This window comes from Verrucomicrobium spinosum DSM 4136 = JCM 18804, assembly GCF_000172155.1.
Lineage (GTDB): Bacteria > Verrucomicrobiota > Verrucomicrobiia > Verrucomicrobiales > Verrucomicrobiaceae > Verrucomicrobium > Verrucomicrobium spinosum.
Window position 1 is genome coordinate 6285270 of the sequence record NZ_ABIZ01000001.1, and the last position, 22490, is coordinate 6307759.

General features: G+C 59.8%; 16 protein-coding genes. 5 read left to right on the plus strand and 11 right to left on the minus strand.

All coding sequences use genetic code 11. The annotated features are described in order from the left end of the window. Nucleotides 1–4 precede the first annotated feature (4 nt). Complete coding sequence (locus tag VSP_RS42590; protein WP_156346485.1) at nucleotides 5–241, minus strand: sulfite exporter TauE/SafE family protein; 237 nt, start codon at nucleotides 239–241, stop codon at nucleotides 5–7. A 960-nt stretch (nucleotides 242–1201) separates the two neighbouring features. Here VSP_RS42590 and VSP_RS40045 point away from each other — a divergent pair. Next, nucleotides 1202–2089: a sensor histidine kinase gene (locus VSP_RS40045; RefSeq protein WP_198141230.1), complete on the plus strand. Its 888-nt coding sequence runs from the start codon at nucleotides 1202–1204 to the stop codon at nucleotides 2087–2089. Between the two features lie 119 nt (nucleotides 2090–2208). On the opposite strand, the gene VSP_RS25665 is transcribed toward VSP_RS40045, so the two are convergent. The 4 genes from VSP_RS25665 to VSP_RS25680 all read right to left on the minus strand — a co-directional run bounded on the left by VSP_RS25665 (nucleotide 2209) and on the right by VSP_RS25680 (nucleotide 8343). Continuing rightward, the gene (locus VSP_RS25665; protein WP_009964305.1) at nucleotides 2209–2931 is read right to left on the minus strand and encodes a superoxide dismutase; all 723 of its coding nucleotides are present in this window, start codon (nucleotides 2929–2931) and stop codon (nucleotides 2209–2211) included. Between the two features lie 143 nt (nucleotides 2932–3074). After that, on the minus strand, nucleotides 3075–3818 hold the full coding sequence (locus VSP_RS25670) for a superoxide dismutase (RefSeq protein WP_157211062.1): 744 nt from the start codon (nucleotides 3816–3818) through the stop codon (nucleotides 3075–3077). 221 nt (nucleotides 3819–4039) lie between these two features. After that, nucleotides 4040–5461, minus strand: a complete 1422-nt coding sequence (locus VSP_RS25675) for a DUF1501 domain-containing protein (RefSeq protein ID WP_009964308.1) — start codon at nucleotides 5459–5461, stop codon at nucleotides 4040–4042. A gap of 20 nt (nucleotides 5462–5481) precedes the next feature. Then, complete coding sequence (locus tag VSP_RS25680; protein WP_009964309.1) at nucleotides 5482–8343, minus strand: DUF1549 domain-containing protein; 2862 nt, start codon at nucleotides 8341–8343, stop codon at nucleotides 5482–5484. A 131-nt stretch (nucleotides 8344–8474) separates the two neighbouring features. Here VSP_RS25680 and VSP_RS25685 point away from each other — a divergent pair, with 131 nt between their 5' ends. The 3 genes from VSP_RS25685 (at nucleotide 8475) to VSP_RS25695 (ending at nucleotide 11956) form a co-directional block, all read left to right on the plus strand. After that, a complete protein-coding gene (locus tag VSP_RS25685) occupies nucleotides 8475–9035 on the plus strand; it encodes a sigma-70 family RNA polymerase sigma factor (protein WP_009964310.1) in 561 nt (186 codons plus the stop codon). Next, a complete protein-coding gene (locus VSP_RS25690; RefSeq protein WP_009964311.1) occupies nucleotides 9032–10492 on the plus strand; it encodes a DNRLRE domain-containing protein in 1461 nt (486 codons plus the stop codon). Before VSP_RS25685 ends, VSP_RS25690 begins: the two co-directional genes overlap by 4 nt. A gap of 120 nt (nucleotides 10493–10612) precedes the next feature. Further along, nucleotides 10613–11956 (plus strand): Gfo/Idh/MocA family protein, encoded by a 1344-nt coding sequence (locus tag VSP_RS25695; protein ID WP_009964312.1) that lies wholly within the window; start codon nucleotides 10613–10615, stop codon nucleotides 11954–11956. Nucleotides 11957–12043: 87 nt separating this feature from the next. On the opposite strand, the gene trpD is transcribed toward VSP_RS25695, so the two are convergent. Next, entirely contained in the window at nucleotides 12044–13081 is a 1038-nt protein-coding gene (trpD, locus tag VSP_RS25700; RefSeq protein ID WP_009964313.1) for an anthranilate phosphoribosyltransferase, read from the minus strand. Nucleotides 13082–13246: 165 nt separating this feature from the next. Here trpD and VSP_RS25705 point away from each other — a divergent pair, with 165 nt between their 5' ends. Next, the gene (locus VSP_RS25705) at nucleotides 13247–13804 is read left to right on the plus strand and encodes a YqgE/AlgH family protein (RefSeq protein ID WP_029190758.1); all 558 of its coding nucleotides are present in this window, start codon (nucleotides 13247–13249) and stop codon (nucleotides 13802–13804) included. Nucleotides 13805–14029: 225 nt separating this feature from the next. On the opposite strand, the gene metG is transcribed toward VSP_RS25705, so the two are convergent. From metG to VSP_RS25730, 5 genes are all read right to left on the minus strand, one after another. Beyond that, nucleotides 14030–15613 carry a methionine--tRNA ligase gene (metG, locus tag VSP_RS25710; RefSeq protein WP_009964315.1) on the minus strand — a complete coding sequence of 528 codons (1584 nt, stop codon included), beginning with the start codon at nucleotides 15611–15613 and terminating at the stop codon, nucleotides 14030–14032. Nucleotides 15614–15683: 70 nt separating this feature from the next. After that, complete coding sequence (locus tag VSP_RS25715; protein ID WP_009964316.1) at nucleotides 15684–16040, minus strand: tetratricopeptide repeat protein; 357 nt, start codon at nucleotides 16038–16040, stop codon at nucleotides 15684–15686. 41 nt (nucleotides 16041–16081) lie between these two features. After that, nucleotides 16082–17638 carry a peptidyl-prolyl cis-trans isomerase gene (locus tag VSP_RS25720; RefSeq protein WP_009964318.1) on the minus strand — a complete coding sequence of 519 codons (1557 nt, stop codon included), beginning with the start codon at nucleotides 17636–17638 and terminating at the stop codon, nucleotides 16082–16084. Between the two features lie 110 nt (nucleotides 17639–17748). Then, a complete protein-coding gene (locus tag VSP_RS37425) occupies nucleotides 17749–21618 on the minus strand; it encodes a tetratricopeptide repeat protein (RefSeq protein WP_009964319.1) in 3870 nt (1289 codons plus the stop codon). 133 nt (nucleotides 21619–21751) lie between these two features. Beyond that, nucleotides 21752–22402: an NAD(P)H-dependent oxidoreductase gene (locus VSP_RS25730; RefSeq protein ID WP_029190759.1), complete on the minus strand. Its 651-nt coding sequence runs from the start codon at nucleotides 22400–22402 to the stop codon at nucleotides 21752–21754. Nucleotides 22403–22490 lie beyond the last annotated feature (88 nt).

The window sequence follows — 22490 nt, forward strand, 5'->3', positions numbered from 1 at the left end:
CCTCCTAGTACCTTCTGGAAGACTGGCCCCCATACACGCTTCCACGCATCGTCCGTCCGTGGGAATCCCCGTGTTGTTCGAGATCGCTGTTGTTCCGTCCTGAATGGCGGCGGTCATGATTGCGATCGCCATCGTGATCATGACCGGCATGCCGGTCATTGTGATCATGGGTGTCCACGCAGCTCGCCAAGCTCAGAAGGATGGCTGTACCAGCCAGCTGTAGATAGGTTTTTGTTTTCATGGTCTATTTTCGGGAAGAGTTCGACAGGTCTTCCCAATATGGGATGACAAAGGACAACCCGGTTTCCCGGCTTTCACCTCGCACGAAGTTACCTGCAGTCGCCCGCACCCACCATGGGGTGTACACCCCATGGTCCGGCCTGCGTCGATGGGACTAAGTTAGGGCACAATGAGAGTTTTCCTGGTTCCATGGCTCCTGAGGCTTTGCCCGCCCGTCCGGGCAATTGGAACAAGGGTTGGGATTATCAACACGACAAGACTTGCGGTGATGGCGACCAGGACCGCTCCATCAGCAGGCATCTCACCTATTCTCAAGAGTGGCACCCAGATCCTGTGCGCAAATAAGCACGCCTGAAAACCAGGGCGGCACAGCTCACGGGTGGGCATACACCCCATAGCGGCAAACGTCAGCATCAACGATCATCTCTCCATGAAGATCACCATTCGACCACCGCACACCTTCAGACCACGTGGCTGGTCAGCATCGCATCCAAGCCCACCCCCTGCTGACGCCGAAACAGCAACCCCTGCAACGACGGATGCTGCGTGTGAGCCGGAAAAGCCAGCAGCGACGACCACGGGCTTCACATCCAAATCCATCTCCGCAGTGTACGCGTCCTAAACACGAGCCCGCCCGCCGTCCCACTTGGCTGAGGCCAGGGTTCCGCCCCATTCTTTTAAGCTTCTTCGCATGCACACTGACGAATCCATCTCCTCCTCCAGCTTTGGCGCCCCCCACAAGCAGTCGGAGATGGACTGGGTACCTACAGAGTTTCTTCCAGGCTTTGACCACCCGCAGCCCCGGCACGCTCCCAGCCTGGAGATGGTCCAACCGAACCTCTCATGGCATGCCCCGGCTTGCCCCCTCCGGAATGACCAGGCAGTTTCATATAACCATGCGAGTCTGGCAGCGGAGGCTGAAAGGAGGTCTCCCCAGGGGGGCCGTTGCCCGGGCTCCGCCATGAATGACGTCGTGCCCCCACGCATGCCGACAGTGATGGTGGGGGAGAGGTGTCGGGAGCTGGACTGTCTGGAGGCAAAACGCCAGAACAGCATCAAGGATCATTTTCTTGCCGTTCTCGCCCACGAGCTTCGCACCCCTCTCCAAGCCATCATGGCCTGGACGGAAGTCCTCGCCACAAGCTCTTCAGCCCCTGCTGAACTGGCTCAGGGTCTCGCGGTCATCAGGGAGAGTGCCAAAGGTCAATCCCGCCTGATTGAAGACCTTCTGGACGTGAGCAGGATGGTCTCTGGAAACATCCGGCTTGAGGTACAGCCCGTGGACCTTGCCGCGATCATTCAGCTCTCCGTCGATATGCTCAAGCCCCTGGCATGCTCCAGAGAAGTCCTGGTTCAAACATCACTCTCCCGCAGCCTCGGGATGGCTCACGCCGACCCCATTCGACTTCACCAGATCTTTGGGAATCTCCTGACCAACGCGATCAAGTTCACCCCACCAGGCGGTCACATCCATTTGCATCTGGATGGCACCCCATCCCATTTCACCTTCAAAATTGCTGACAACGGCCAGGGAATCAATGCCGCCTTTCTCCCCTATGTATTCGATCGCTTCCTCCGCGGCGATACCGGCACCACCCGGAGGCACGATGGTCTCGGGCTGGGCCTTTCAATTGTGAAACACCTCGTCGAACTGCATGGCGGCAGTATTCAGGCGGCCAGTGATGGATTGGGCAAGGGAGCCACCTTCACGGTATGGCTCCCCATCATCACCCCGCCCGCCCGCCCTGCCGCCAGTGCCAATATCCCCCTGCCGTTCAGCCAGCCACTCGAGATGGTCGTGGCGGCGGGCCAACATGCGGTGGCAGAGAGCAAATCGGCGGTCGCGTGATCGCGAGCAAGCAAACAGGCCAACAGTTCTTCAGCCTGAAAAAGAATCCCAATCCTGTCAGATTCACGACAAGATTGGGATTCGTTCAGACTCAGACTGAGTATCAGTGCTTTTCACTGTCAGGCAGCCGCGGCGGCATAGCCCTTGGCCACCTCGGCCCAGTTTACCACATTCCACCAAGCGGTGATGTAGTCGGGCCGCTTGTTCTGATACTTGAGGTAGTAGGCGTGCTCCCAGACATCGAGCCCGAGGATTGGCGTGCCCAGATCGCCGTCCGGTACAATGCCCTTCATCCAAGGATTATCCTGGTTGGGCGTGCTCGTCACTGCCAGCTTGCCGTCCGCTTTCACCACCAACCAGGCCCAGCCAGAACCAAAGCGCTTGGTGGCCGCTTCACCGAAGAGTTTCTTGAAATCATCCACACTTGAGAAAGTGCTCTGGATCGCGGCACCCAACTTGCCATCCGGGCCCTTGGCAACGCTGCCGGCAGGGGCCATCCAGCTCCAGAAAAGCGTGTGATTCACGTGGCCGCCGCCATTGTTGCGCACGGCGGTCTGGGAATCCGTCGGGAGGGCGGAAAGGTCCTTGATCAGTTCAAGTGCATCTTTGCCGCCCACTTTGGCAGCATCAAGCGCCTTGTTGAGATTGGTCACGTATGCGGCGTGATGCTTGTCGTGGTGAATCGTCATTGTCTGGGCGTCGATGTACGGCTCAAGGGCCTCCGGCGCATACGGCAACTTGCCCAGCTCCAGCGGAAACGCCGCGGCGGCTTGCAGAGGGGACGGCAACACGGAGCCCGCGACGGCGGCTCCACCAGCAACAAGGAAACTGCGGCGGTTCATAATGGGGAAGGGTGTGAATGGATTATTTGCCCTGCGTTGCCGCAGAAGCGGGAGGGAACCTCCTCCTCGTGGATCGAGGAGGCTAAGGTCCCCTTCTATACGCAGAAAAGCGCCAGTTTGGACTTCTTATTTTTGCCAGGGTATCATCGGGCAGTTGCCACGGCAAAACTCTGCTCCACCCGCGTCCAGTTGACGACGTTCCACCATGCCGATACATAGTCCTGACGTCGGTTCTGATATTTCAGATAGTAGGCATGCTCCCACACATCGAGGCCCAGAATGGGCAGTCCGCACTCCTCGTCAGGGACCAGCCCACACATGGCTGGATTATCCTGATCAGGCGTCGAAGTCACGATCAATTTCCCGTCTTCTCTCACGCTCAACCAAGCCCAACCTGAGCCAAACCGAGTCATGGCTGCCGCAGCAAAGACGGACTTAAATGCATCAAGGCTGCCATACTCTTTCTGAATCGCCTCCGCGAGACGCCCTTGGGGCCCCAGGGGAGACTTGCCCGGGGGCGTGAGGATCCGCCAGAAGATGGTGTGATTCACATGCCCGCCCCCATTCTGACGGAGGGCCATCTGCAATTCCGGAGTCACCCCGGCAGGTGGATGATTGAGCCCCCGAATCAACGAAAAGGCATTCGCGGCCCGGAGATTGCCCTTGCGAAGCGCCGCCTGCAGCCGGCTCAGGTAAGCGGCATGATGCACCTGATAATGGAGGCGCATGGTCTGGGCATCAATGTAAGGCTCCAATGCCTCCGGCTCGAATGGCAGAGGTTCAAGGTGCAACGGCACCCCTTGTGCGATAGGCGGAGTGGCCCCTTCGGAATAGACTCCCCCCACCATGGATCCTCCAGCTAGGGCGAGAAATGCACGACGATTCATGTGGGCAAGCGCGAGTTATTTTCGAATTTCGCAAAATTCTAGGGGGAGTAGCCTTCCCTCGACAAGGCTTTTTGAGACCCCGGCTGATTTCATTCTGCCCCCCAGACATCGCCAAGAGCTTATGGGATGAATTCGCAAACGATCGCGTCGGCAAAATTCCCGGGCCAGGGGGCCTTCAACCAGGGGTTTTTTTTCAACCCCCGCCGCACGGGAGGAGGGCCTTAGGCAAAGATCTCGCGCACCACGTGGCCGTACACGTCCGTCAACCGGAAGTCGCGGCCCGCGTAGCGGTAGGTCAGGCGCTCGTGATCAATGCCCATAAGATGCAGGAGTGTGGCATGCAGGTCATGCATGTGGACCTTGTCCTTCACTGCATAGTAGCCAAACTCGTCCGTCTCCCCGTGGGCATGACCGCTTTTCACGCCGCCGCCCGCAAGCCACATGGTGAAACCTTGTGGATTGTGATCCCGGCCATTCACCCCTTGCACGATGGGCGTGCGGCCGAACTCTCCGCCCCAAACCACCAATGTGTCTTCCAACAGGCCCCGTTGCTTGAGGTCCGCCAGCAGTCCGGCGATCGGACGATCCACCCGGGCACAGTTGCTCTCATGCCCTTTCAACAGCCCAGAATGCTGGTCCCAAGTGTAGCCCGTGGATACCTGAATGAAACGGACACCCGCTTCCGCAAAACGGCGCGCCAGCAGGCACTGCCGCCCGTAGTTGTCCGTGGGCTCCCTGCCGATGCCGTACAGATCCTTGATGTGATCAGGCTCACCCGCAAGGTTCATCACCTCCGGAGCCTCCTGCTGCATGCGAAACGCCAGCTCCATGGACGCGATCATGCCCTCCACCGGGGCCAGCCGCGTGCGCTCCAGATTTTCACGGTTCATGGCCTGCAACAGTTCCAGCTTGCGGTGCTGGCGCTCCGGGGATGAAGCAGAATCGAGGAAGCGAAAAGTCGCCTCCTTGCCCAGTTTCCCACTTCGTCCCACCGTCGTACCCTGGTGTGCCGCCGGGAGGAAGGCGGAACCATAGTTCCGCGGTCCCCCGTGACCGGCCGGGGGGCTGATGCTGACAAAGGCCGGCAGGTTGGCGTTCTCCGTGCCCAGCCCGTAGCTCACCCAGGCGCCGAGCGAAGGGCGCACAAAGTTGTCCGCGCCGGTGTGCATCATGCACACCGCCTGCCCGTGCGACTGCCCCTTGCTCTGCATGGAGCGGATGACGCACAGGTCATCCATGTGCCGGGCGACATTAGGAAACAACTCACTGCACCACAGGCCGGACCCGCCATGCTGCTTGAACGCCCAGGGAGAACCCATGAGTTTGGCCTGGCTGGCGGCCGCAGGATCCAGGTTGTCCGCGGGAGCAAAGGGCAGGCGTTTGCCGTCATCTGCCTGCAGCCGGGGTTTGTAGTCAAACGTGTCCACCTGTGACGGCCCGCCATGCATGAACAGGAAGATCACCCGCCGGGCTCGCGGTGCATGATGCAGACCGATGGGCAGCGCGCCTGACGCGCCCCCCGCAGCGGCCGAGGCCAGGCTGGAGAAGGCCAGTGATCCAAACCCACAGGCAGCGGTCTTCAACGCCGTGCGACGGCTGAAGGTGGGGGCGTCAAATCGATGGCAGGCAGAGACAGAGTTCATGGCAGGAAGGACGCAGGGTTTCAATCGAGGAAGAGAAATTCCGTGGAGGCGAGCAGGACATGGGCAAGGTCTGCCAGAGCCTGTTCGCGGTCCCTCCCTCCGTCACTCACGAAGCTGACGGCACGTTCCCGCTCCGCCGGATGAGGGGGGCGGCCGAGCACGCGCCGGTACAGATGGGTTACCCCATCAGGATTGTCGAAGAGATAGGCACCGGCACCCAGTTCTCTTGCCTGGGCCTGGAGCACCTCGCTGTTCAACAGATAGAGCGCTTGCGTGGGCACGGTGGTGGGGGTGCGCTCGCCCACCGTCACCTCGGGGTTGGCCGCATCGAACACCTCCAGATCGGCGGCCAGATTGTTTCTCGCCATCGGCAGATAGACACTGCGTACCGGGAGCTTGGCGGCATCGATCTTCCCGTCGAGGTCCTCGCCGTAGGAGCCTGCCGTGGCGTTGCCCCTTTCCAAGGTGAGCCGCCCTCCCAACAACAGAAGGCTGTCCCGGATCTCCTCCGCCGACAGACGTCGGGGCTGATGCCGACCGAACAAGCGGTTTTCCGGATCGACTGCGGCCAGCTTCGACTCTGGAGCTGCCGCGAGCCGGTAGGTACGGCTCAGCACCATCTCACGGATAAGTGCTTTCATGGAACCCCCACTTGCGCGAAACCGCTGGGCCAGATGCTCCAGAAGTTCTGGATGAGTCGGGGTCTCCCCCTGGATGCCAAAATTGTCCACCGTCCCCACAATGCCCCGACGGAAGAGCTGCGCCCAGAGGCGGTTCACCATCACCCGGTCCAGCAGACCGTTCTGGGGTCCGGTGATCCAGTTGGCCAGCTCCAGCCGGCCGCTGGCACCGGAGGGAATGACGGGCGGAGGCCCGGAGTACAATACCTGCGGGAAGTTCCGCGCCACCAGCGGTCCGCGCTGCGCCACTTCCCCGCGGATGCGGAGGTGGCAGTCGCCCGCATCCTCGGCATCGCGGGGTGCCATGGCCAGCTCCGCGTCTTTGAGTTCGTCGATCTGCTTCGTCAGCGCCTTGGACAGCTCTCCGGCCGACATCTTGAAGATGGGATCCGCCCCCCCTCCGCTCATCGCCAGCACTTCCGCCTCCCTGGCAATGTCCTTCACGGCCACAAACTGCACCGCGTCCACCATCACATAGCCGCTGGTGCCCCGGTTGCTGAGGATCACGTTGGCACGGGCCCCTTTCTTGAACTCAAACCGTCCCACGGGCTGGAACAATCCGGCCACGGCGGGCTCCTTCGTCTGGTCAAGGATGATTTCATGAACCCCATCGCCCGCTTCCACCGTGACCGGCACCGACTGGCTGCGGTTTCCACCCGGGCTGTAGGCCACCCGTACTTCATACACGCCGCTCTCCGGCAGGCTGCCGCGGAACAGCGCCTGTCTGCCGCCCTTCTCCTGGCGGTCGTCATGGATGTACGTTTCCCCGAACCGCTTGGGTGAGAGCGTTGAACTCTTCCACGCTCCCGTGAGCTCTGCATCCGCCTCATCGTACACCACTCCCGCCAGTGGCAGGTCATCCAGCGTCTTCTTGCCACCAGATTTCTGTTTGAAGTCTTTCTCCACCTTCAGCCTCATGATCAGCTCCAGGCGGGACACCTGTTGTTCCAACTCACCCCGCTGGGGCTCGGGCACCGGCAGCGGACGCTCCACCCAGCTGGCCACATTGACACAACCGTTGCGGGTCCCCATCACCACCTGGGTGGAGCGGAAGATGCCGGCTAAAGCGTAGTAATCCTGCTGGCTCACTGGATCAAACTTGTGATCATGACACCGGGCGCAGCCCAACGTCAGACCGAGGAAGGCCCGCCCCACCGTATCGATCTGCTCGTCCGCCACATCGAGCCGGATCTTCTCCTTGTCCCGCTCTGTGAGCATCTTGGGCCCCAGAGACAGAAAGGTGCTGGCAACGAGCTGCTCACGCCTCTGGGAATCAGTTTCCCAAGGCAACAGGTCCCCTGCGAGCTGCTCTTTGACGAAGGTGTAGAAGGGCTTGTCGGCATTGAAGGCACCAATGACATAGTTCCGGTACCGCCATGCCTGATAGTACGTGTAGTTGCGATCCCCGCCGTTGGAGTCGGCATACCGCGCCAGATCCAGCCAATGCCTGCCCCAAGTCTCGCCAAACGACGCATTCGCCAGCAACCGGTCCACCAGAGTCGTCAGTGCGGCCTCTCCTTCACGGTTCATGGAATCAACAAAAGCGTCAGCCTCCTCGGGAGACGGGGGTAGGCCGGTGAGGTCATAATACAGCCGGCGCACCAGGGCCCGGGCCGGTGCATCTGCGGCAGGTTGATGCCCTGACGCCTCCAGGCGGGCCAGGATGAAGTGGTCCATTTCTTCCCGAGGCCAGTCCGCCTGTTTAACGGCAGGCACCGCCACCGGTGCCGCATGGTGCTCACGATAGGCCCACGTCTTGCGGGCGGCAGCGAAGTCGATCTGCTTCTTTTGCGTGGCGGCCTCGAGTGCAGCTTCTCGTGGATCCGGGGCCCCCATGGCCACCCACCGCTCCAGTACAGCCACCTCCCCCGCGTTGAGTCGCGACTTGGGAGGCATCTGCAGATCGGGTTTCTCATAACGCACTGAGGCAATCAAGAGGCTCTCCGCCACCTTGCCCGGCACCACTGCCGGCCCCGCATCCCCGCCCATCGCCCAGCCTTCCCGTCGGTCCAGCAGAAGTCCGCCCTTGGCCTTGCCAGACTCCTGCGAGTGGCATTCGTAGCAGTACTTCACCAGCAGCGGGCGAACCTCATTTTCAAAGAAGGTGGTCCCTCCCACATCGTTGGCGACCGCCGATAGTGCGGATAGCAACGCCACCAGGATGCCTGGTCCAAGAACGCGAATGAAGCAATTCGAGCGCATGATTTGCTGAAAAAGGCAAAACCACTACGCGTTGGACACCTCTTTTTCTTCTGGATGTCCCAACAGGATAAAAATCTGCCGTGTCCAATGAGGTCAAATCATGCCTTGTTCCAGTAGTTGCGCCCGCTGCCATGAGCCCACCTTCCACTTTCACCCCACCTCCACCCGAGGACCGCACCGAGGCCTTCTTGCGGTTGCTGACCCAGCATGACCGTCAGCTCGCCCTGTACGTCACCGGCCTGGTACCAGCGGCTCAGGACGCCCAGGATATCCTGCAGGAGGGCAAGGTGGTGATGTGGCGTTGTTTTGACCGCTTCGAACTCGGCACCAATTTCCCCGCCTGGGCGCGGAAGATCCTTTTCCACCAGGTGATCGCGCACCGTCGGCGGGTGAAAAAAGAGAACACGGAGACCATAGGAGCACGCGCCCTGGAGCTGCTCAGTGATGAAGCAGAGTCAGCCATCACGGAAGGCCGCTGGGTGGCCCGCGAGCAGGCTCTGGCCCAGTGTCTGGCCAAGCTCAATGCCGATCATCGCAACATCATCCAAATGCGATATCGCGACGAAGCCTCGATCGACCGCATCGCCCGCGCCGTGGAAAGAACAGAGACTGCCGTGTACCGCCTGCTCAGCCGACTGCGACAGAACCTTTATCAATGCGTAGAACGCTCCAGCCAGACCCAGACCCCATGACCGACGCTGAACTCCAACAACTGGCGGACCTCGTGCATGCTCACATCGAGGGGCGGCTCACCCTCACCCAGCGCGAGGCCCTGGAAGTGGCCATCGAGGCTGGCGGAGCATCCCGTCGCATCATCGCGGATCTACTGCGAGATCACGCGGTGCTCCATTGGGACCACGTGGGACCGGAGGCGCAGGCCAATGGCATTGAACAATTCAGAGAAGGAGTTCATCCGGCTCCGGAAAGCGCCACCAGACCAATCAAGCTGAAGCGTGCCCTGTGGTTGCCGCTGACTCTCGCCGCGAGCGTGGCCCTCCTGGCGCTGGCGGCAGGGATGTTGATTGGCAGGCAGGTAGCGGAGCCTGCCACCTTTGCCACGCTGGTGCATGCCGACGCCGCCACCTGGGGCGGAGGCAGTCTGCCCACCGCCGTGGGGTCCCGCCTCGCCAGGGGCAAGTTTCGACTTGAAGAGGGGCTGGCCACCGTGAAATTCGACTCCGGGGCCACCGTGACCTTGGAGTCGCCCGCGGAGTTTGAAATCCAGGACGCCATGAACGCCAGCCTCGTGGCGGGCACCGCTGTCGCAGACGTGCCGGAGTCTGCGCACGGGTTTAGGATCGTGACCCCTTCCGCCCGCGTCGTCGATCATGGCACCCGCTTTGCCATCAACGTGGAATCGGACACCGGTGCCACACGCACGCACGTCTTTGAGGGACTGGTGGAGGTGGAGCACCCTACGACCGACAAGGTGGTACAACTACGCACCGGCCAAAAAAATCGTGTCGAAGGAGATCATCTGGACCCCGTGAGTCTGGGACCCGTGGAGGAACGGTGGTCCGCCCAACCCGCCACGGTGCTCCAACGGGGCAGGGAATGGAAGCTGATCTCTACCAGGGACGGCCGAGGCAAAGACGGGTACACCGCATCCGTTATCAACGAGCATACCTCCACCACTCAACTGCTGGTGAAATCGTCTGAGCAGAAGAGTGGTCCTCGCCGCAAAGCCTACCTTGGTTTTGATCTCTCCACTATCCCTCGCCAGAACATCAACGCTGCGGAACTCATCCTAACCTTTGAACCCACAGGGTGGGGGCTGGCCTCCGCCGTCCCCGACTGTGAATTTGAAGTCTATGCCATCACCCGTGAGGAACTCGAAAACTGGGATCCTAACCACCTCCCGTGGGCTTCTGCACCTGCCAATGTGACAAAAGGAAATGCAGTGGACCTCGCTGCCGCCCGACTGCTGGGAAGCTTCACGGTCCCCCGCGGGGTCCAGAAAGGTGAGTTCACTCTCCAAAGTGAAGCCTTGCGAGATTTCCTCCGGGAAGACGCCAACGGTCAGGTGACGTTGATGATCTTCCGCAAGACAATAGAGATCAACGACAACGGCCTGGTGCACGGCATGGCATCCTCCAGGCATCCGTACCTGCCGCCCCCTACTCTGGCGCTCAAGCTGGCAGACCCCTGAGAGCGCCTTGCCCATGAACCATCAGCTGCGTCATCTAAAGGTGGACAGTTTCTCCACCATCCCGTTGTATTTCCGACGGTTGTGTCAGTAGTGCCGCCGTTCCCGCGTTTGGGAGGACCCATGAAACGCCGCCGCTTTCTTGCCAAAGCTTCAGCCACCGCTCTGAGCCCACTGGCGTTTCCTGCCGTCGTCCGGTGCGCGGCCCCCAACTCCAAACTGCAGGTGGCATCCATTGGCGTGGCCCGAATGGGGGGCAACACCATGCGCAGCGTCTCCACCCACGGGAAGGTTCAGATCGTGGCCTTGTGTGACGTGGACGAACGCCACCTCGCCCAAGGAGCCCGGGAGTTTCCCAAAGCGAGAAGATTTCGGGACTGGCGTGATCTGCTCGCCAACCACGCAGACCAGTTCGACGCAATCACGATTGGCACGCCAGACCACATGCACGCGCCCATGGCCGTGCTGGCGCTGCGAGCCCGGAAGCATGTCTATCTCCAGAAGCCGATGGCCCCCACCGTGCACGAGTGCCGGGTGATCGCCCGGGAGGCGGCCAAAGCGGGCGTCGTCACTCAACTGGGCAATCAGGGGCGGTCCAGCATCGAGAGCCGCCTGATGATCGAATTGCTCCGCACCAAGGCGATCGGCCCTATCAAGGAAGTGATCCTGTGGGAGAATAAACCGCTCAACTGGTGGCCAGCCAACACGAACTTGCGCAAGCGGTCCGATCCCATCCCCACTGGACTGGACTGGGATGCCTGGTTGGGTGTTCGAGATGCCCGCCCCTATCATGACAGCACCTACCACCCCCAGTTTTGGCGGGCTTGGCGCGACTTCGGCGTCGGAGAATTGGGGGACATGGGCTGCCACCACTTTGACAGTACGGTGGACGGTCTCAATCTGGCCCCACCCTCCCGCGTCCGCCAGACCGCCACGGGCGAGTCCGGCGAAGGCCTCTGGGCGAAGCAGCGCCGGGTGGAGTTCGAATTCGGCGGACAAGCCGCCAACGACCTGATCGACGGGGACACTTTGAAGCTGTCCTGGACGGATGGCGACCTGACGCCTGATCCTTCCCGAATCCCCTTGCCGCAGGGCATGACCAAATTCCCCGTTTCAGGTGGGATTTGGATTGGCACCAAAGGCTCCATTTTAAAGCCCTACACCGTGCGCCCCTTCGTGATGCCGGAGAGCAGTTTCCCGGCGGAAAAGTATCCCAAGGGATTCGGCCGCCAAGATCACTACCATGACTGGGTTGACGCCATTTTGCAGAACGGGAAGTCCTGCGCCGACTTCGCTCATGCCGCCCGGCTTACAGAAACCGTGCTGCTGGGCACCCTCGCCGAGCACGCCCCCGGCCAGTGGCTGGAGTGGGACCGCTCCAGCATGACCGTGCCACATCGACCCGAGCTAAACGCGCACATCAAGCGCCCCTACCGGAATGGCTGGCAGGTGGAGGGATTGGGGTGAAGGGTTATTGGGTTGTCCGCCGCTCCCTGCAATCACAGCACGAGGAGCAAACGTGTGACTCAATAACCCAACCATCTGCCCTCCTCCCTAAATCCAATCGTGCAGCGCCCGCAGCTTCGCATGAGCCGCACCCCGATCGAGCAGCTCCTCGGCCATAGCGCGGCCCTGCCTGATGTCGGTGGCCTTGCCGACAATGACAAAGCCAGCAGCCGCGTTTAACACCGCGAGATCCCGCCGGGCACCTTTGATGGTTCCCGCGAGCACCCCTTCCAAAACATCAGCGTTTTCAGAGGCGGACCCACCTTCCAGTTCGCTCAGGCTGCCTTTGGGGAAGCCATGGTCGGCGGCATCCATCTCAAGGTGGCTGATAGTACCGTTCTCGATCTTCGCAATTGTGTTCTGGCCAAGCGTGGAGATTTCGTCCATACCGCGTCCGTCTTCCGTGCGCCCATAGACGACCCAAGCCGCCTTCCGCCCCAAGCGCTGAAGGATTTCTGCAAAAACCGGCACCAGCTTTTCATCAAACACCCCCACCAGTTGGTAAGGCGGTCTTGCGGGATTCAGCAAGGGGCCCAGAATATTGAAGATGCTACGCTGCCCCTCCGCGGCGAGGAGTTTCCGGGCCTCCAAAACCGCCTTAAAAGCGGGATGATAAATTTGGGCAAAAACAAAGCCGATCCCCACATCGCGCACACAGCGGGCGAGCTCAGCGGGAGGAAGATCGATCTTCACCCCCAGAGCCTCCAGCACATCCGCTCCGCCGCTCTTGCCAGTGATGCCACGATTCCCGTGCTTGACGATCGACACCCCGCCCGCAGCGAGAATGAACATGGCTGTGCTGGAGACGTTGAACAGGTTCAGCTTGTCCCCTCCTGTGCCCACGACATCCAGCATCGGTCCGGAAAGCGTGGCCGGATCAATCCCGGGAGACAGCGCATGCTCCAGAAACTCATTCACGAACCCAGCAATTTCAGCAGGCTTCTCCCCTTTCTGGGCCAGAGTACGCAGAAATGACGCCTTGCAGGTGGCCTCAGGCTCCGGATCAAGGAGGAAGGCTGCAGCTTCCCTCACCTGGGCGGGCGTCAAATCGTTTCCGGCTTTCAGATGTTTCTCCAGTTCTTGCATGCAAGAATACTGGGACAGGGCGGAGAGCCTCTCAAGCCTCAAACATCAAACTTCGCGTCAACTCCGTGAGTCGTATCCAAGACGTAGATTTACCGGAGGCTCCTTGCCATGCCGGGCAATGCACACTATCCTGCCGCAGGGCCAACCTTTTTCTGTCATACCCTCATGAATCTTGACGACAGCAAGCCTGAATCTCTCAGTGGTTCGCTGCTGGTGGCCTCCCCAGCATTGCGGGATCCCAACTTCTTTCACACGGTGCTTCTCCTTGCCTCGCACAACACCGAGGACGGAGCGTTTGGCTACATCCTGAACCGGCCGCTGGACAAGCGAGTGGCAGACCTCCTGGATGACAAGGATCTGGGACGTCTTGGCGAAGTTCCCGTATTCCTCGGCGGGCCGGTAGGCACCAACAAGCTTTCCTTTGCCGCATTCAACTGGAACTCCAAGAAACGGGAATTGCGGATGCAGACCCACCTGTCCACGGAACAAGCGATGAAGGAGCTGGACAAGGGCCGGTCGGTGCGGGGTTTTGTGGGCTATTCCGGGTGGTCAGAGGGCCAACTGGAGAATGAGCTGGAACAGAATTCCTGGATCACCTGCGCTCCGCTCTCCAAAATCGTAACGGCCCAGCCATCGACCGACTTGTGGACAACGGTGCTCGACGACCTGGGCCCCTACTACAAACTCCTGGCTCGCATGCCTGCGGATCCGTCGTTGAACTGAGTCAGGCTTGTTTGGGGAAAGCTGAGGGCGCTCCGCCAGAGGAGTGCCGTGCTCACCAGCGACTTCGGAAGCTCAAACGAGCCCCCCTCACACCCCCTCAACATCGGGCCCCACTTGCGGGGCTAAGGAGTGCGGCGTGAAGAGAACCACCAGGGGCTTTCGGTCGCGTTACTCCCTCGACCCCCGGCTGGCTGATTGAAATGCCTTCGGCATCTCTTCTGGTGGCTACTTGGCCTCCGCTTCCCCGAACTCAATACGCGGGAATAGGGGCACCGGTTGGCCGAGCTGATGCCCTTCCGACAGCAGCCCCCAAGCCAGATCCTTCACCTGAAACCCTTCCGCAGGCGTCCACCCCAACTGGAACTGCAATTTCTTGCAGGCTTCTGGCATGATGGGGCTCAGCAGGATGCTGACATGAGCGAGTGCTTCGGCCAGATGGTAGAGCACGCTGTCCAGGCGGGCAGCCTGTTCCGGGTCCTTGGCCAGCTTGAACGGCTGGGTCATGTCCACGAACTGGTTGGCATGGGTCACAATCTTCCACGCCTCAGCGATCCCGTTGTGAATCGCCCAGTTGTTCATTTCCTCGACATAGGCCGCAGGAGCCGCAGCCACGGTCTGACGGAGCGCCAGGTTGACCTCGTCGTCATACCCGCCGCCCGTGGAGAGGACGCCCTCGCGATATTTCTGGCACATGTTGAGCGCCCGGTTCAGGAGGTTGCCAAGTCCCTTGGCTAGCTCGTTGTAAGCAATCTGCATGCGTTCCTCACTGAGGTCCGCATCGTAGCCAGTGGACATGTCCCTCATGAGATAGTAGCGCAGGGCTTCAGGAGTAAACACGTTGGACACCTCATTGGGATCCACCACATTTCCGAGAGTCTTGCTCATCTTCTGCCCCTTGATGTTCCACCAGCCGTGGACAATGAGCTTGGGCATCTGGTCATCCGGGAAGCCCAGGGCATGCAGCATGATGGGCCAGTAGATGGCATGCGCCGGCACCAGAATGTCCTTGCCAATGACATGGGCATCCGCAGGCCAAATGCTCTGGAACTCAGGAAGCCCCTCATTGCCGACCTCGTCCGAAAGGTACCCGGCAAAGCTGATGTAATTCGTCAACGCATCGAACCACACATAGTTCACAAAACGCTCGTCGAACGGCAGCGGGATACCCCAGCTCAGGCGCTCTTGGGGGCGGGAGATACAGAGATCCTGGCCCACCGAGTTTTCAAGCGCATTGAGGACGTCGTTGGTCCGGAAGGCGGGAAAGATGAAATCCGGGTGGGACTTGATGTAGGCACGCAGCCAGTCCACATGCTCGCTGAGTTTGAAGTACCAGTTTTCTTCCTGGAGCTCAACCACCTCACCCCATTCCTCACCAAAAGTGCCATCAGGCCCACGCTCCTTGTCCGTGAGGAACTGTTCCTGACGCACACTGTAGAAGCCCGTGTAGCTCTGTTTGTAAAGCTGACCGGCGTCGTGCAACTTTTGCAGCATGGCACGGACGACTTTCTTGTGAGGCTCCGCCGTCGTGGCAGCCCAACCGTCGTACTGCACGCCCAGCTTTGCCCACAGTTCGATGAACTTCTGGGAAATGTCGTCCACGAACTGCTGTGGACTCACGCCTGCTTTGTCAGCGCTCTTCTGCACCTTCTGGCCGTGCTGGTCCACCCCGGTGAGAAAGTACACCTCGCGCCCGTTCAGCCGCTGGAAGCGGGCCATGACGTCCGCCAACACCTTCTCATAAGCATGGCCGATATGCGGCGGTGCATTGGTGTAGTCAATGGCGGTCGTGATGTAATAGGGCTTGGGCATGGACCTCCTTCCATGCTGCAAAAAGCTGCCTCTGTCATGGGGAAAAACACCCCCAGGCGTTCGCTCACGGCTAGACTCCGTCTTTGGGAGCCTGCACCACTTTCCCCCCCAGAGACAGGATCCGAGCTTTGCCTTTGGCGTCTTCCGCCTCGGCAATCTGGCCATTTTTCACGTACATCTGGGACAGGGCGGTCCAGGCGAGAAGATCGTTCGGGCGGAGGGTGGTGGCCATCAGGCCCGCACCGATGGCCTCTTTGACCTGTCCCGATTTCAGCAGGGCCATGCCCAGGGCATGCCAGCCGTCAAAGTAGGCCGGATCCAGCTCCACGGAGCGTCGGTAGAGGGTCACGGCCTCCTCAATTTCTCCGATGGCGACGAGGCCACTGGCCTCGTCATAGAGAAAGTCACGATCGGGGTTGTCACTCATGATCACATGTGTTGGCCACCCCGATCTCAGGAATCTGCCGGTTACTGAATGCCAAGAAGTCGGCGCTGAAGCGGCTCGGCATTTTCCTTGCCCTCGTCACGGCGACGCTGGAACCAAGCACGGAAAATGTCACCCTGCATCATGCCGTCGAGGGACTTCTCAATGTTAGCCTTGGTAGATGCGCCGTCATCACGCTTGCGAAGTTCCTTGGAGATCACGTACACGAGCAGAACGCCGTTCTCAGTCGGCAGGGGCTTTGTGAAGTGGCCTGCTGGCGTGGTACGAGTTTCGGCAGCAATTTCGCGTCCGTTGGTGCGATCCATCAGCGGGTTGGACGGGGAGAACTCAGGCAGCTGTTGAGGCGTGAGATTGGCTTCCTTGGCCGCTTCATCGAACGTCTTGCCGCCTTTGATGGATTCCTCAAGCTTCTTGCGAGCCTCGCTGGCCGCCTTGGTCATCAGTTCCTGGGCTTTCTGGCTGGTGAGCTGCTCTGCGACCTTTTCCTTCACCTCAGCCAACTCCTGCTGCTTGGGCTCTTCTTCCTGGGTCACGCTGAAGAAATAGTAGCCCTTGGCCCCCTCCACAGGATCACTCACCGGACGGTTTTGGGGGTCGATGCGGAAGATTTCGGAGACCAGGCCGGGCTCCTCTTTCAGGGCCTCAGGGGGAGCTTCCATGGTGAAGAGAGGCTCCGTCTTGAGTTCCACCTTGGCGGTTTTGGCCACGTCTTCAAGCTTTGCCCCAGGGGCGATCGCTGCCACCCCGAAGTCGTTCACCCTGGCAGCAAACTCGTTGCGGGCTTTGACAGTGTCTTCTGCATTGAGCTTTTCCACATCCGGCTTCGCGAACAGCACATAGGAGACAGCGCGCTTGGGTGCGGTTTTGAAAGCTTCCTTTTTCTCTTCGTAATACTTGGCAATCTCTTCATCCGTCGGCTTGGCGTCTTTTTTGAAGTCGTCCGTGATGAAGGGGATGGAGGCGGCTTTGACCGTCTGGAAGGTGGAAGCGTAGAGCTGCTTGGAAACATTGTTGTTCAGCACCGCGTTGCCAGCGACAATCTCGTGCAGGCGCTTGAAGCCAATCCAGTCACGCAGAACGTCGAAGACATCGGTGTCACGCAGCCCCAACGCGCCGATGTTGTTTTGGAACTGCTCGGCCACGTTGCCATCGAAGTTCCCGTCCTTGTTCTGGAAAATGGGCAGCTTCCGGAAGGCTTCACGAGCTTCTTCGTTGGTGGCTTGCACGCCGTTTTTCTCCAGTTCCTCACGAAGCACCAGGAGGTTGAACGCAAAGTCCACGGGGATCATCCCCTCAGCCTGGTATTTCTGAACCACAAAACCCATGGTGCTGGCGAAGTCGCCGCGCCCCGTGGGGGAAGAAAGCCCCATGCCATAGGCCAGACGGTAGAGTCGTTCCAAGCGGGACTGCTCAGCAAAGGTGTGCTCCTTGCCGTAAATCGTAAAGGCGGTGTCCTCTGCGGAATGCATGCCCGGCTCTTTCCGGTTGGTCTGCCCTCCCCAGAAGGTGAACGCAATGATGATGATCGCGGCAAGCGAGATCATGATGGGCTTGGTCTGGCGGCGAAGAAACTCGAGCATGGGAAGCGGGGTGTAGAGCGAGCGGCGAAGAAATGCCGCCCGCAGTCACGGTCAATCAGTTTTTACAGGGAAGCGCAGGCTTGGAGCAGTCAAATGCCCTCCATGGGCCATCAATAGGGGGCAGTGGCGGCCGTCTCCCGGGTCTGCACGGCGGGTTTGGGTGCCTGGGTGTCACGAATCAGCTTGTCCATGGTAGGATCAGCTTTCACCCCACGGGCCAGGGCATTTTTATAATGCTGTCTGGCCAAAGCCCAGTTGGGAGGATTGGAGGTGGCATAGAGGACCGCGAGATTGAAGTGAGCATCCCCGTAGCCGGGATCGATGGCGAGCGCTCCTTTGAACTCTGCCTCCGCCTTCGCACGGTTGCCCATTTTGGTGGCGATGATGCCCATATAGTGACGGGAGCGGGCGTTGTCGTTGCTCTTCTCCACGCTCTTGGCGAACATGGCATAGGCCTCATCCATCCTGCTCTGTTGGAAGTAGCTCACGCCCAAGCGGTAAAAGGCCACGGGATTTTCGGGATCGTACACCAGGCACTTCTGGAGCATGACTTCCGCCTCCTCATACTTGCCTTCTTGCAGGCGGATGCCAGCCAGACTGGTGAGCGCGGTGATGTTCTTGGGATTGGCACGGAGAACATCCTGGTAGGCCACTGCGGCCCCAGCATAGTCGGCGCGAATCAGCACCTCTTCCGCATGAGCCATGAGGCGCTCTTCCTCAGATGCATCATAGGCGAGCACGCGGCGGGGTGCCGCAACGGCCCCGGCTGAGGCGGGAGAGCGACCACTGGTGGTCTCCAGCGTCACATTCACCCCACTGGCAGCGAAGATCTCCTTCAACTGGGGTTCACTGAAGAGTGGCTCTTCCTCAACGGTGACCATGATTTTGCCTGCCGTCATCTCCTCAAGGTTCTGCATGAGAGCGATGGAGGAGTTCTCAAGCTTCTTCATCTCCCCAATGACGATCTCCTTCGCCTGGCGCTGGCGCTCCTGCTGCCGCAACTGGCGCATGATGATATTGCGGAGCATCTCGTTCTCCTGGGAAAGTCGGGCCGATTCTCCCGGACTCACAGTGCCAGCCACCTGGGTCTTCGGCTGCTTGTCCAGCTCACGGCTCAGCTCCTTGAGCTTGACGGTGAGATCTGCCACCTGGGTCTGGTAAACGGTGTTTTCCTGACGCAGCCGGACCAGTTCGCCCTGGATGCTCGTGATCTGAGTCTTGAGAGCGGAAATTTCAGCATCCTTGCGCATTCCTTCGTCTTTCAAATTGGCCACATGGAGAGAGGCCTCTTCCAGCTGTTCTTTGAGGCGCTGGTTCTCCGCCATCAGGCGACGCAGGTCTTCTGCCTTGGGAGCATCCTTTGTAGCGGCAGCCAGGGCTGCCTCCAGCTTCCGCTGCGAGGCATCTTTCTCCGCCAGCTGCATGCGGAAGTCGTCACTGCGGATGGAATCTTCCAGCTTCGTCTCAGCAAGCTCCTGCTGGAGCTGCTTGTAGAGAGCTTCTTTGTCAGCAAGCTGCTTCTTGAGTTCGTCGGCCTGCTGGGCCATGCGACGGGCCGCGGCCAGATCGATCTCCATCTTGATGAGATCTGACTCCAGCTTCTTTTCCGTGGCCGCCTTGCTGGCGGACAGCTTGGCCATCTCCTGCGACTGGAATTTCTCCTTCTTGGTGCTCTCAAGCTCCAGGCGCACCTTGGCGAGATCCGCCTCCAGCTGCTTCTGGGCGGCATCCTTTTCGACAATCATTCGCTTCATTTCTTCCGCCAGCGCTGCACCACGACGGGCCTCCACGAGTTCGGCCTCCAGACGGGTCAGTTCATCCTGCAGCTTCTTTTGAAGTACATCCTTGTCCACCATGGCCACGCGCAATGCCTCAGCCTCGGCGGCACCTTGTTTGGCCGCAGTGAGTTCAGCCTCCAGTTTCTGCTGGGTGGCCTCCATAGAAGCGATGCTATTGTTCAAGTCCGTGGATTTCACGGCCGTGTTGTTGGCCGATGCCAGCTCTACCCGCAGCTTCGCCAGATCCCCTTCCAGCTTTGCTTGGAGCGCATCCTTCTCCATGATCGTCTTTTTCAACTCGGCTGCCTCTTTCGCCGACTTTTGGGCCTGAGCCAGATCAGCCTCCAGCTTCTTCTGGGCGGCTTCTTTCTCGTTGATGGACTTCTTGAGTGTCGATGCTGTAGAGGCATCGGTTTTCGCCGTGGTCAACTCCTTGCGGGCAGCGGCCAGGTCCGTCTTCAACTTGGCGAGCTCTGCCGAAAGTTTTTCACTGGCCTCGTCCTTCTCCACGATGGAAGACTTCAAGCCCGGCACTTCCCCAGCTGTCTTCTTGGCGGCAGCAAGCTCCCCCTCCAACTTGGTTTGCAAGGCCTCCTTTTCCTTGATGGTTTTGCGCAAGGCGGTGGCACCAGCCGCATCCGCCTTGGCCGTCGTCAGATCTTTTCGCGCTGACTCCAGATCCGACTTCACCGCAGCCAGCTCTGTTTCAAGCTTCTTGCTGGCTGCATCCTTGCTGGCGATTGAAGCTTTCAGCTCATCCACTTCCTGGGCAAACTTCCTGGCATCGGCGAGTTCGGACTCCAGCTTCTTTTGAAGTGCTTCCTTTTCCGCGACGGTGCGGCGCAGTTCAGCAGACATGACCACGCCTTTTTTTGCGTCGGCGAGATCCACTTCCACCCGGGCAAGATCGTTTTCCAACTTCTGGCGCTCCAGATCCTTCTCCGCGATAGTCTTCTTGAGTTCCTCGGACAACATGGCATCCCGGCGGGCGGAGGCGAGTTCAGCTTCCAGACGACGCTGGGCCACCTCCTTCTCCGCCACGGTCTTTTTCAGATCCTCGTTCTCCTGGGCCTTCAGCCTCGCATCGGCGAGTTCGGACTCCAACTGCTTCTGAAGCGACTCCTTCTCTGTGACGTTTTTCTTGAGCTGAACGGAGACGGGCGATCCACTCTTGGCACCGCGCAGTTCCCCCTTCAGCTTCTCGATCTCGCTTTCCAGGTTCTTTTGAGCGGTTTCCTTTTCCGCAATGGTCTTGCGCAGATCGAGCGCTTCCTGGGCTCCTTTACGAGCCTCGACAAGATCGGCCTCCAGCCTCTTCTGGGCGGTGTCCTTGTCCGCCAGGAGCTTTTTGAATTCATCCGGCTTGTCCCGCTTGATGATGTCAATCTCGTTTTCCAAACGCCGCTGAGTCGCCTGTAGGGATTCCTTCTCTTTCAGCAAGGAGTCCATCACCTTGGTGGACTCTGTGAGCTGATTTGTGGTCTTTTCCAGGAGGTCCGACACCATCTTCACCTCGCTGCGCGCCTTCTCCAACTCAGACTTGGAGGTCGTGTCGCGACTCTTGGTTTCCCGGCCCAGGGAATTGACCTTCTCATTGAGGTCCTTCATCTGACGCTCAAGGAGCATTTTCTCCTGTTGGGCGCGGTTTTTTTCCTGGAGGGTGGCGTTGTAGCTTTCGTCGTAGGCCTTGATCTGTGCTGCCATCTCCGAGTTCTTGCGTTGCAGGGCAAGGTACTGCTTGGTGAGGTCTTCCACTGCCATGTTCCCCGCGGGCAATGCAGGCGGCTCGTCCGCAACGGAAGGACGGGACGCACCAGCCCCCCCGGATGATCGAGGGGAAATCGCCTTTGGGCTGGCAGGAGCCGCCGCAGTTGCCGCCGCCGCTACGGGAGCAGGCCTGGCCCCGCCCAGCTTGGCGGAAAGTTGTTCCAGGGACTGTTCAATCGCCTTGAGACGATAAGTCACCACTTCTGGCTGCCATTGTGGAAAATCCTGCGAAACCTTGGCGACCAGCTGCCGGGCTTCTTCGTACTTTGCTTGAGCACCCCCCAGATCATTTGATTGCTCCAGCTTCTCCGCCTCGTTTTTCAGCATGTAGCCCCTGAAGTAGAGCTCTCCGGCCTCGCCTCCACCGCTTTGCGCCAGGGCGGCAAGCGGGCCGATGGCCAGCCAGCACAGTACGAGAGAAAGATAAGTGCGCATGATGGGAAAAGGAGTCGGGATCATAAACTGCCGCCCTCCGCTTGTCTATCAAGCGGAATGCCACCCAGTCTCCTGATATTTGTGAATTGCCATGGGAATCCAAGGACAATTTAGCGTTAAAACGCCGTGAATTTCAGACATGCTCGATGACGTCTTCTGGCTGGAACCGCACCTTGGGCAGGTAGGCGTAGCGGTCATCCTCTGACCGATAGCCTGCGGGGCAGAGAACTGCCGTGGTGTAACCACGGGTGGCGAGCCCCAGCGCTTCGTCCATCTTTGCAGGAACAAAACCCTCCATGGGACAAGTATCGATGCCCAAAAGGGCCGCCACTGCCATGAACTGGCCCAGGGCGATGTAGGCCTGGCACTTGGCCCACTGCGCGAGGTCTTCCTGAGACATGCCGTGCACCAACGTCTTCATGACCATGTTTTTGAAGCCCATGAGCGCGTCTGGAGTGCCGCCACGCACCTCCGCCATGCGGAAGAGGTTGGCATCCACATCCGTCTCGGCATAGCCGTTACGCACGGCCAGAACCACGAGATGTGAAGCATCCGCAACCTGTCGCTGACGCCAGGCGTGAGGCACCAAGGCCTCCCTCACCACGGGATCAGTGATGACCAGGAACTTCCAGGGCTGAAGCCCATAGGAGGAAGGCGTCAAGACCAGCGACTCTTCCAGCACCGCCCAAGTCTCTGCCGGGATCTTCTTCGAGGGATCAAACACCTTGGTGGCGTAACGCCACTGGAGGGCCTCGATGACGGAGGAGGAAGAAATCGGAGTCATGGCCGGAAATACAAGACAAAAAAAGAAAGGGCCCAGGTGATCCAGGGCCCTTTGTTTCAAAACGCCCAGGACCAGTGGGTCAGAGGGC

Coding starts and splice junctions, on each gene's coding strand:
- VSP_RS42590 (WP_156346485.1), bottom strand. CDS start 241: ATGAAAACAAAAACCTATCTACAGCTGGCTGGTACAGCCATCCTTCTG.
- VSP_RS40045 (WP_198141230.1), top strand. CDS start 1,202: ATGAATGACGTCGTGCCCCCACGCATGCCGACAGTGATGGTGGGGGAG.
- VSP_RS25665 (WP_009964305.1), bottom strand. CDS start 2,931: ATGAACCGCCGCAGTTTCCTTGTTGCTGGTGGAGCCGCCGTCGCGGGC.
- VSP_RS25670 (WP_157211062.1), bottom strand. CDS start 3,818: ATGAATCGTCGTGCATTTCTCGCCCTAGCTGGAGGATCCATGGTGGGG.
- VSP_RS25675 (WP_009964308.1), bottom strand. CDS start 5,461: ATGAACTCTGTCTCTGCCTGCCATCGATTTGACGCCCCCACCTTCAGC.
- VSP_RS25680 (WP_009964309.1), bottom strand. CDS start 8,343: ATGCGCTCGAATTGCTTCATTCGCGTTCTTGGACCAGGCATCCTGGTG.
- VSP_RS25685 (WP_009964310.1), top strand. CDS start 8,475: ATGAGCCCACCTTCCACTTTCACCCCACCTCCACCCGAGGACCGCACC.
- VSP_RS25690 (WP_009964311.1), top strand. CDS start 9,032: ATGACCGACGCTGAACTCCAACAACTGGCGGACCTCGTGCATGCTCAC.
- VSP_RS25695 (WP_009964312.1), top strand. CDS start 10,613: ATGAAACGCCGCCGCTTTCTTGCCAAAGCTTCAGCCACCGCTCTGAGC.
- trpD (WP_009964313.1), bottom strand. CDS start 13,081: ATGCAAGAACTGGAGAAACATCTGAAAGCCGGAAACGATTTGACGCCC.
- VSP_RS25705 (WP_029190758.1), top strand. CDS start 13,247: ATGAATCTTGACGACAGCAAGCCTGAATCTCTCAGTGGTTCGCTGCTG.
- metG (WP_009964315.1), bottom strand. CDS start 15,613: ATGCCCAAGCCCTATTACATCACGACCGCCATTGACTACACCAATGCA.
- VSP_RS25715 (WP_009964316.1), bottom strand. CDS start 16,040: ATGAGTGACAACCCCGATCGTGACTTTCTCTATGACGAGGCCAGTGGC.
- VSP_RS25720 (WP_009964318.1), bottom strand. CDS start 17,638: ATGCTCGAGTTTCTTCGCCGCCAGACCAAGCCCATCATGATCTCGCTT.
- VSP_RS37425 (WP_009964319.1), bottom strand. CDS start 21,618: ATGCGCACTTATCTTTCTCTCGTACTGTGCTGGCTGGCCATCGGCCCG.
- VSP_RS25730 (WP_029190759.1), bottom strand. CDS start 22,402: ATGACTCCGATTTCTTCCTCCTCCGTCATCGAGGCCCTCCAGTGGCGT.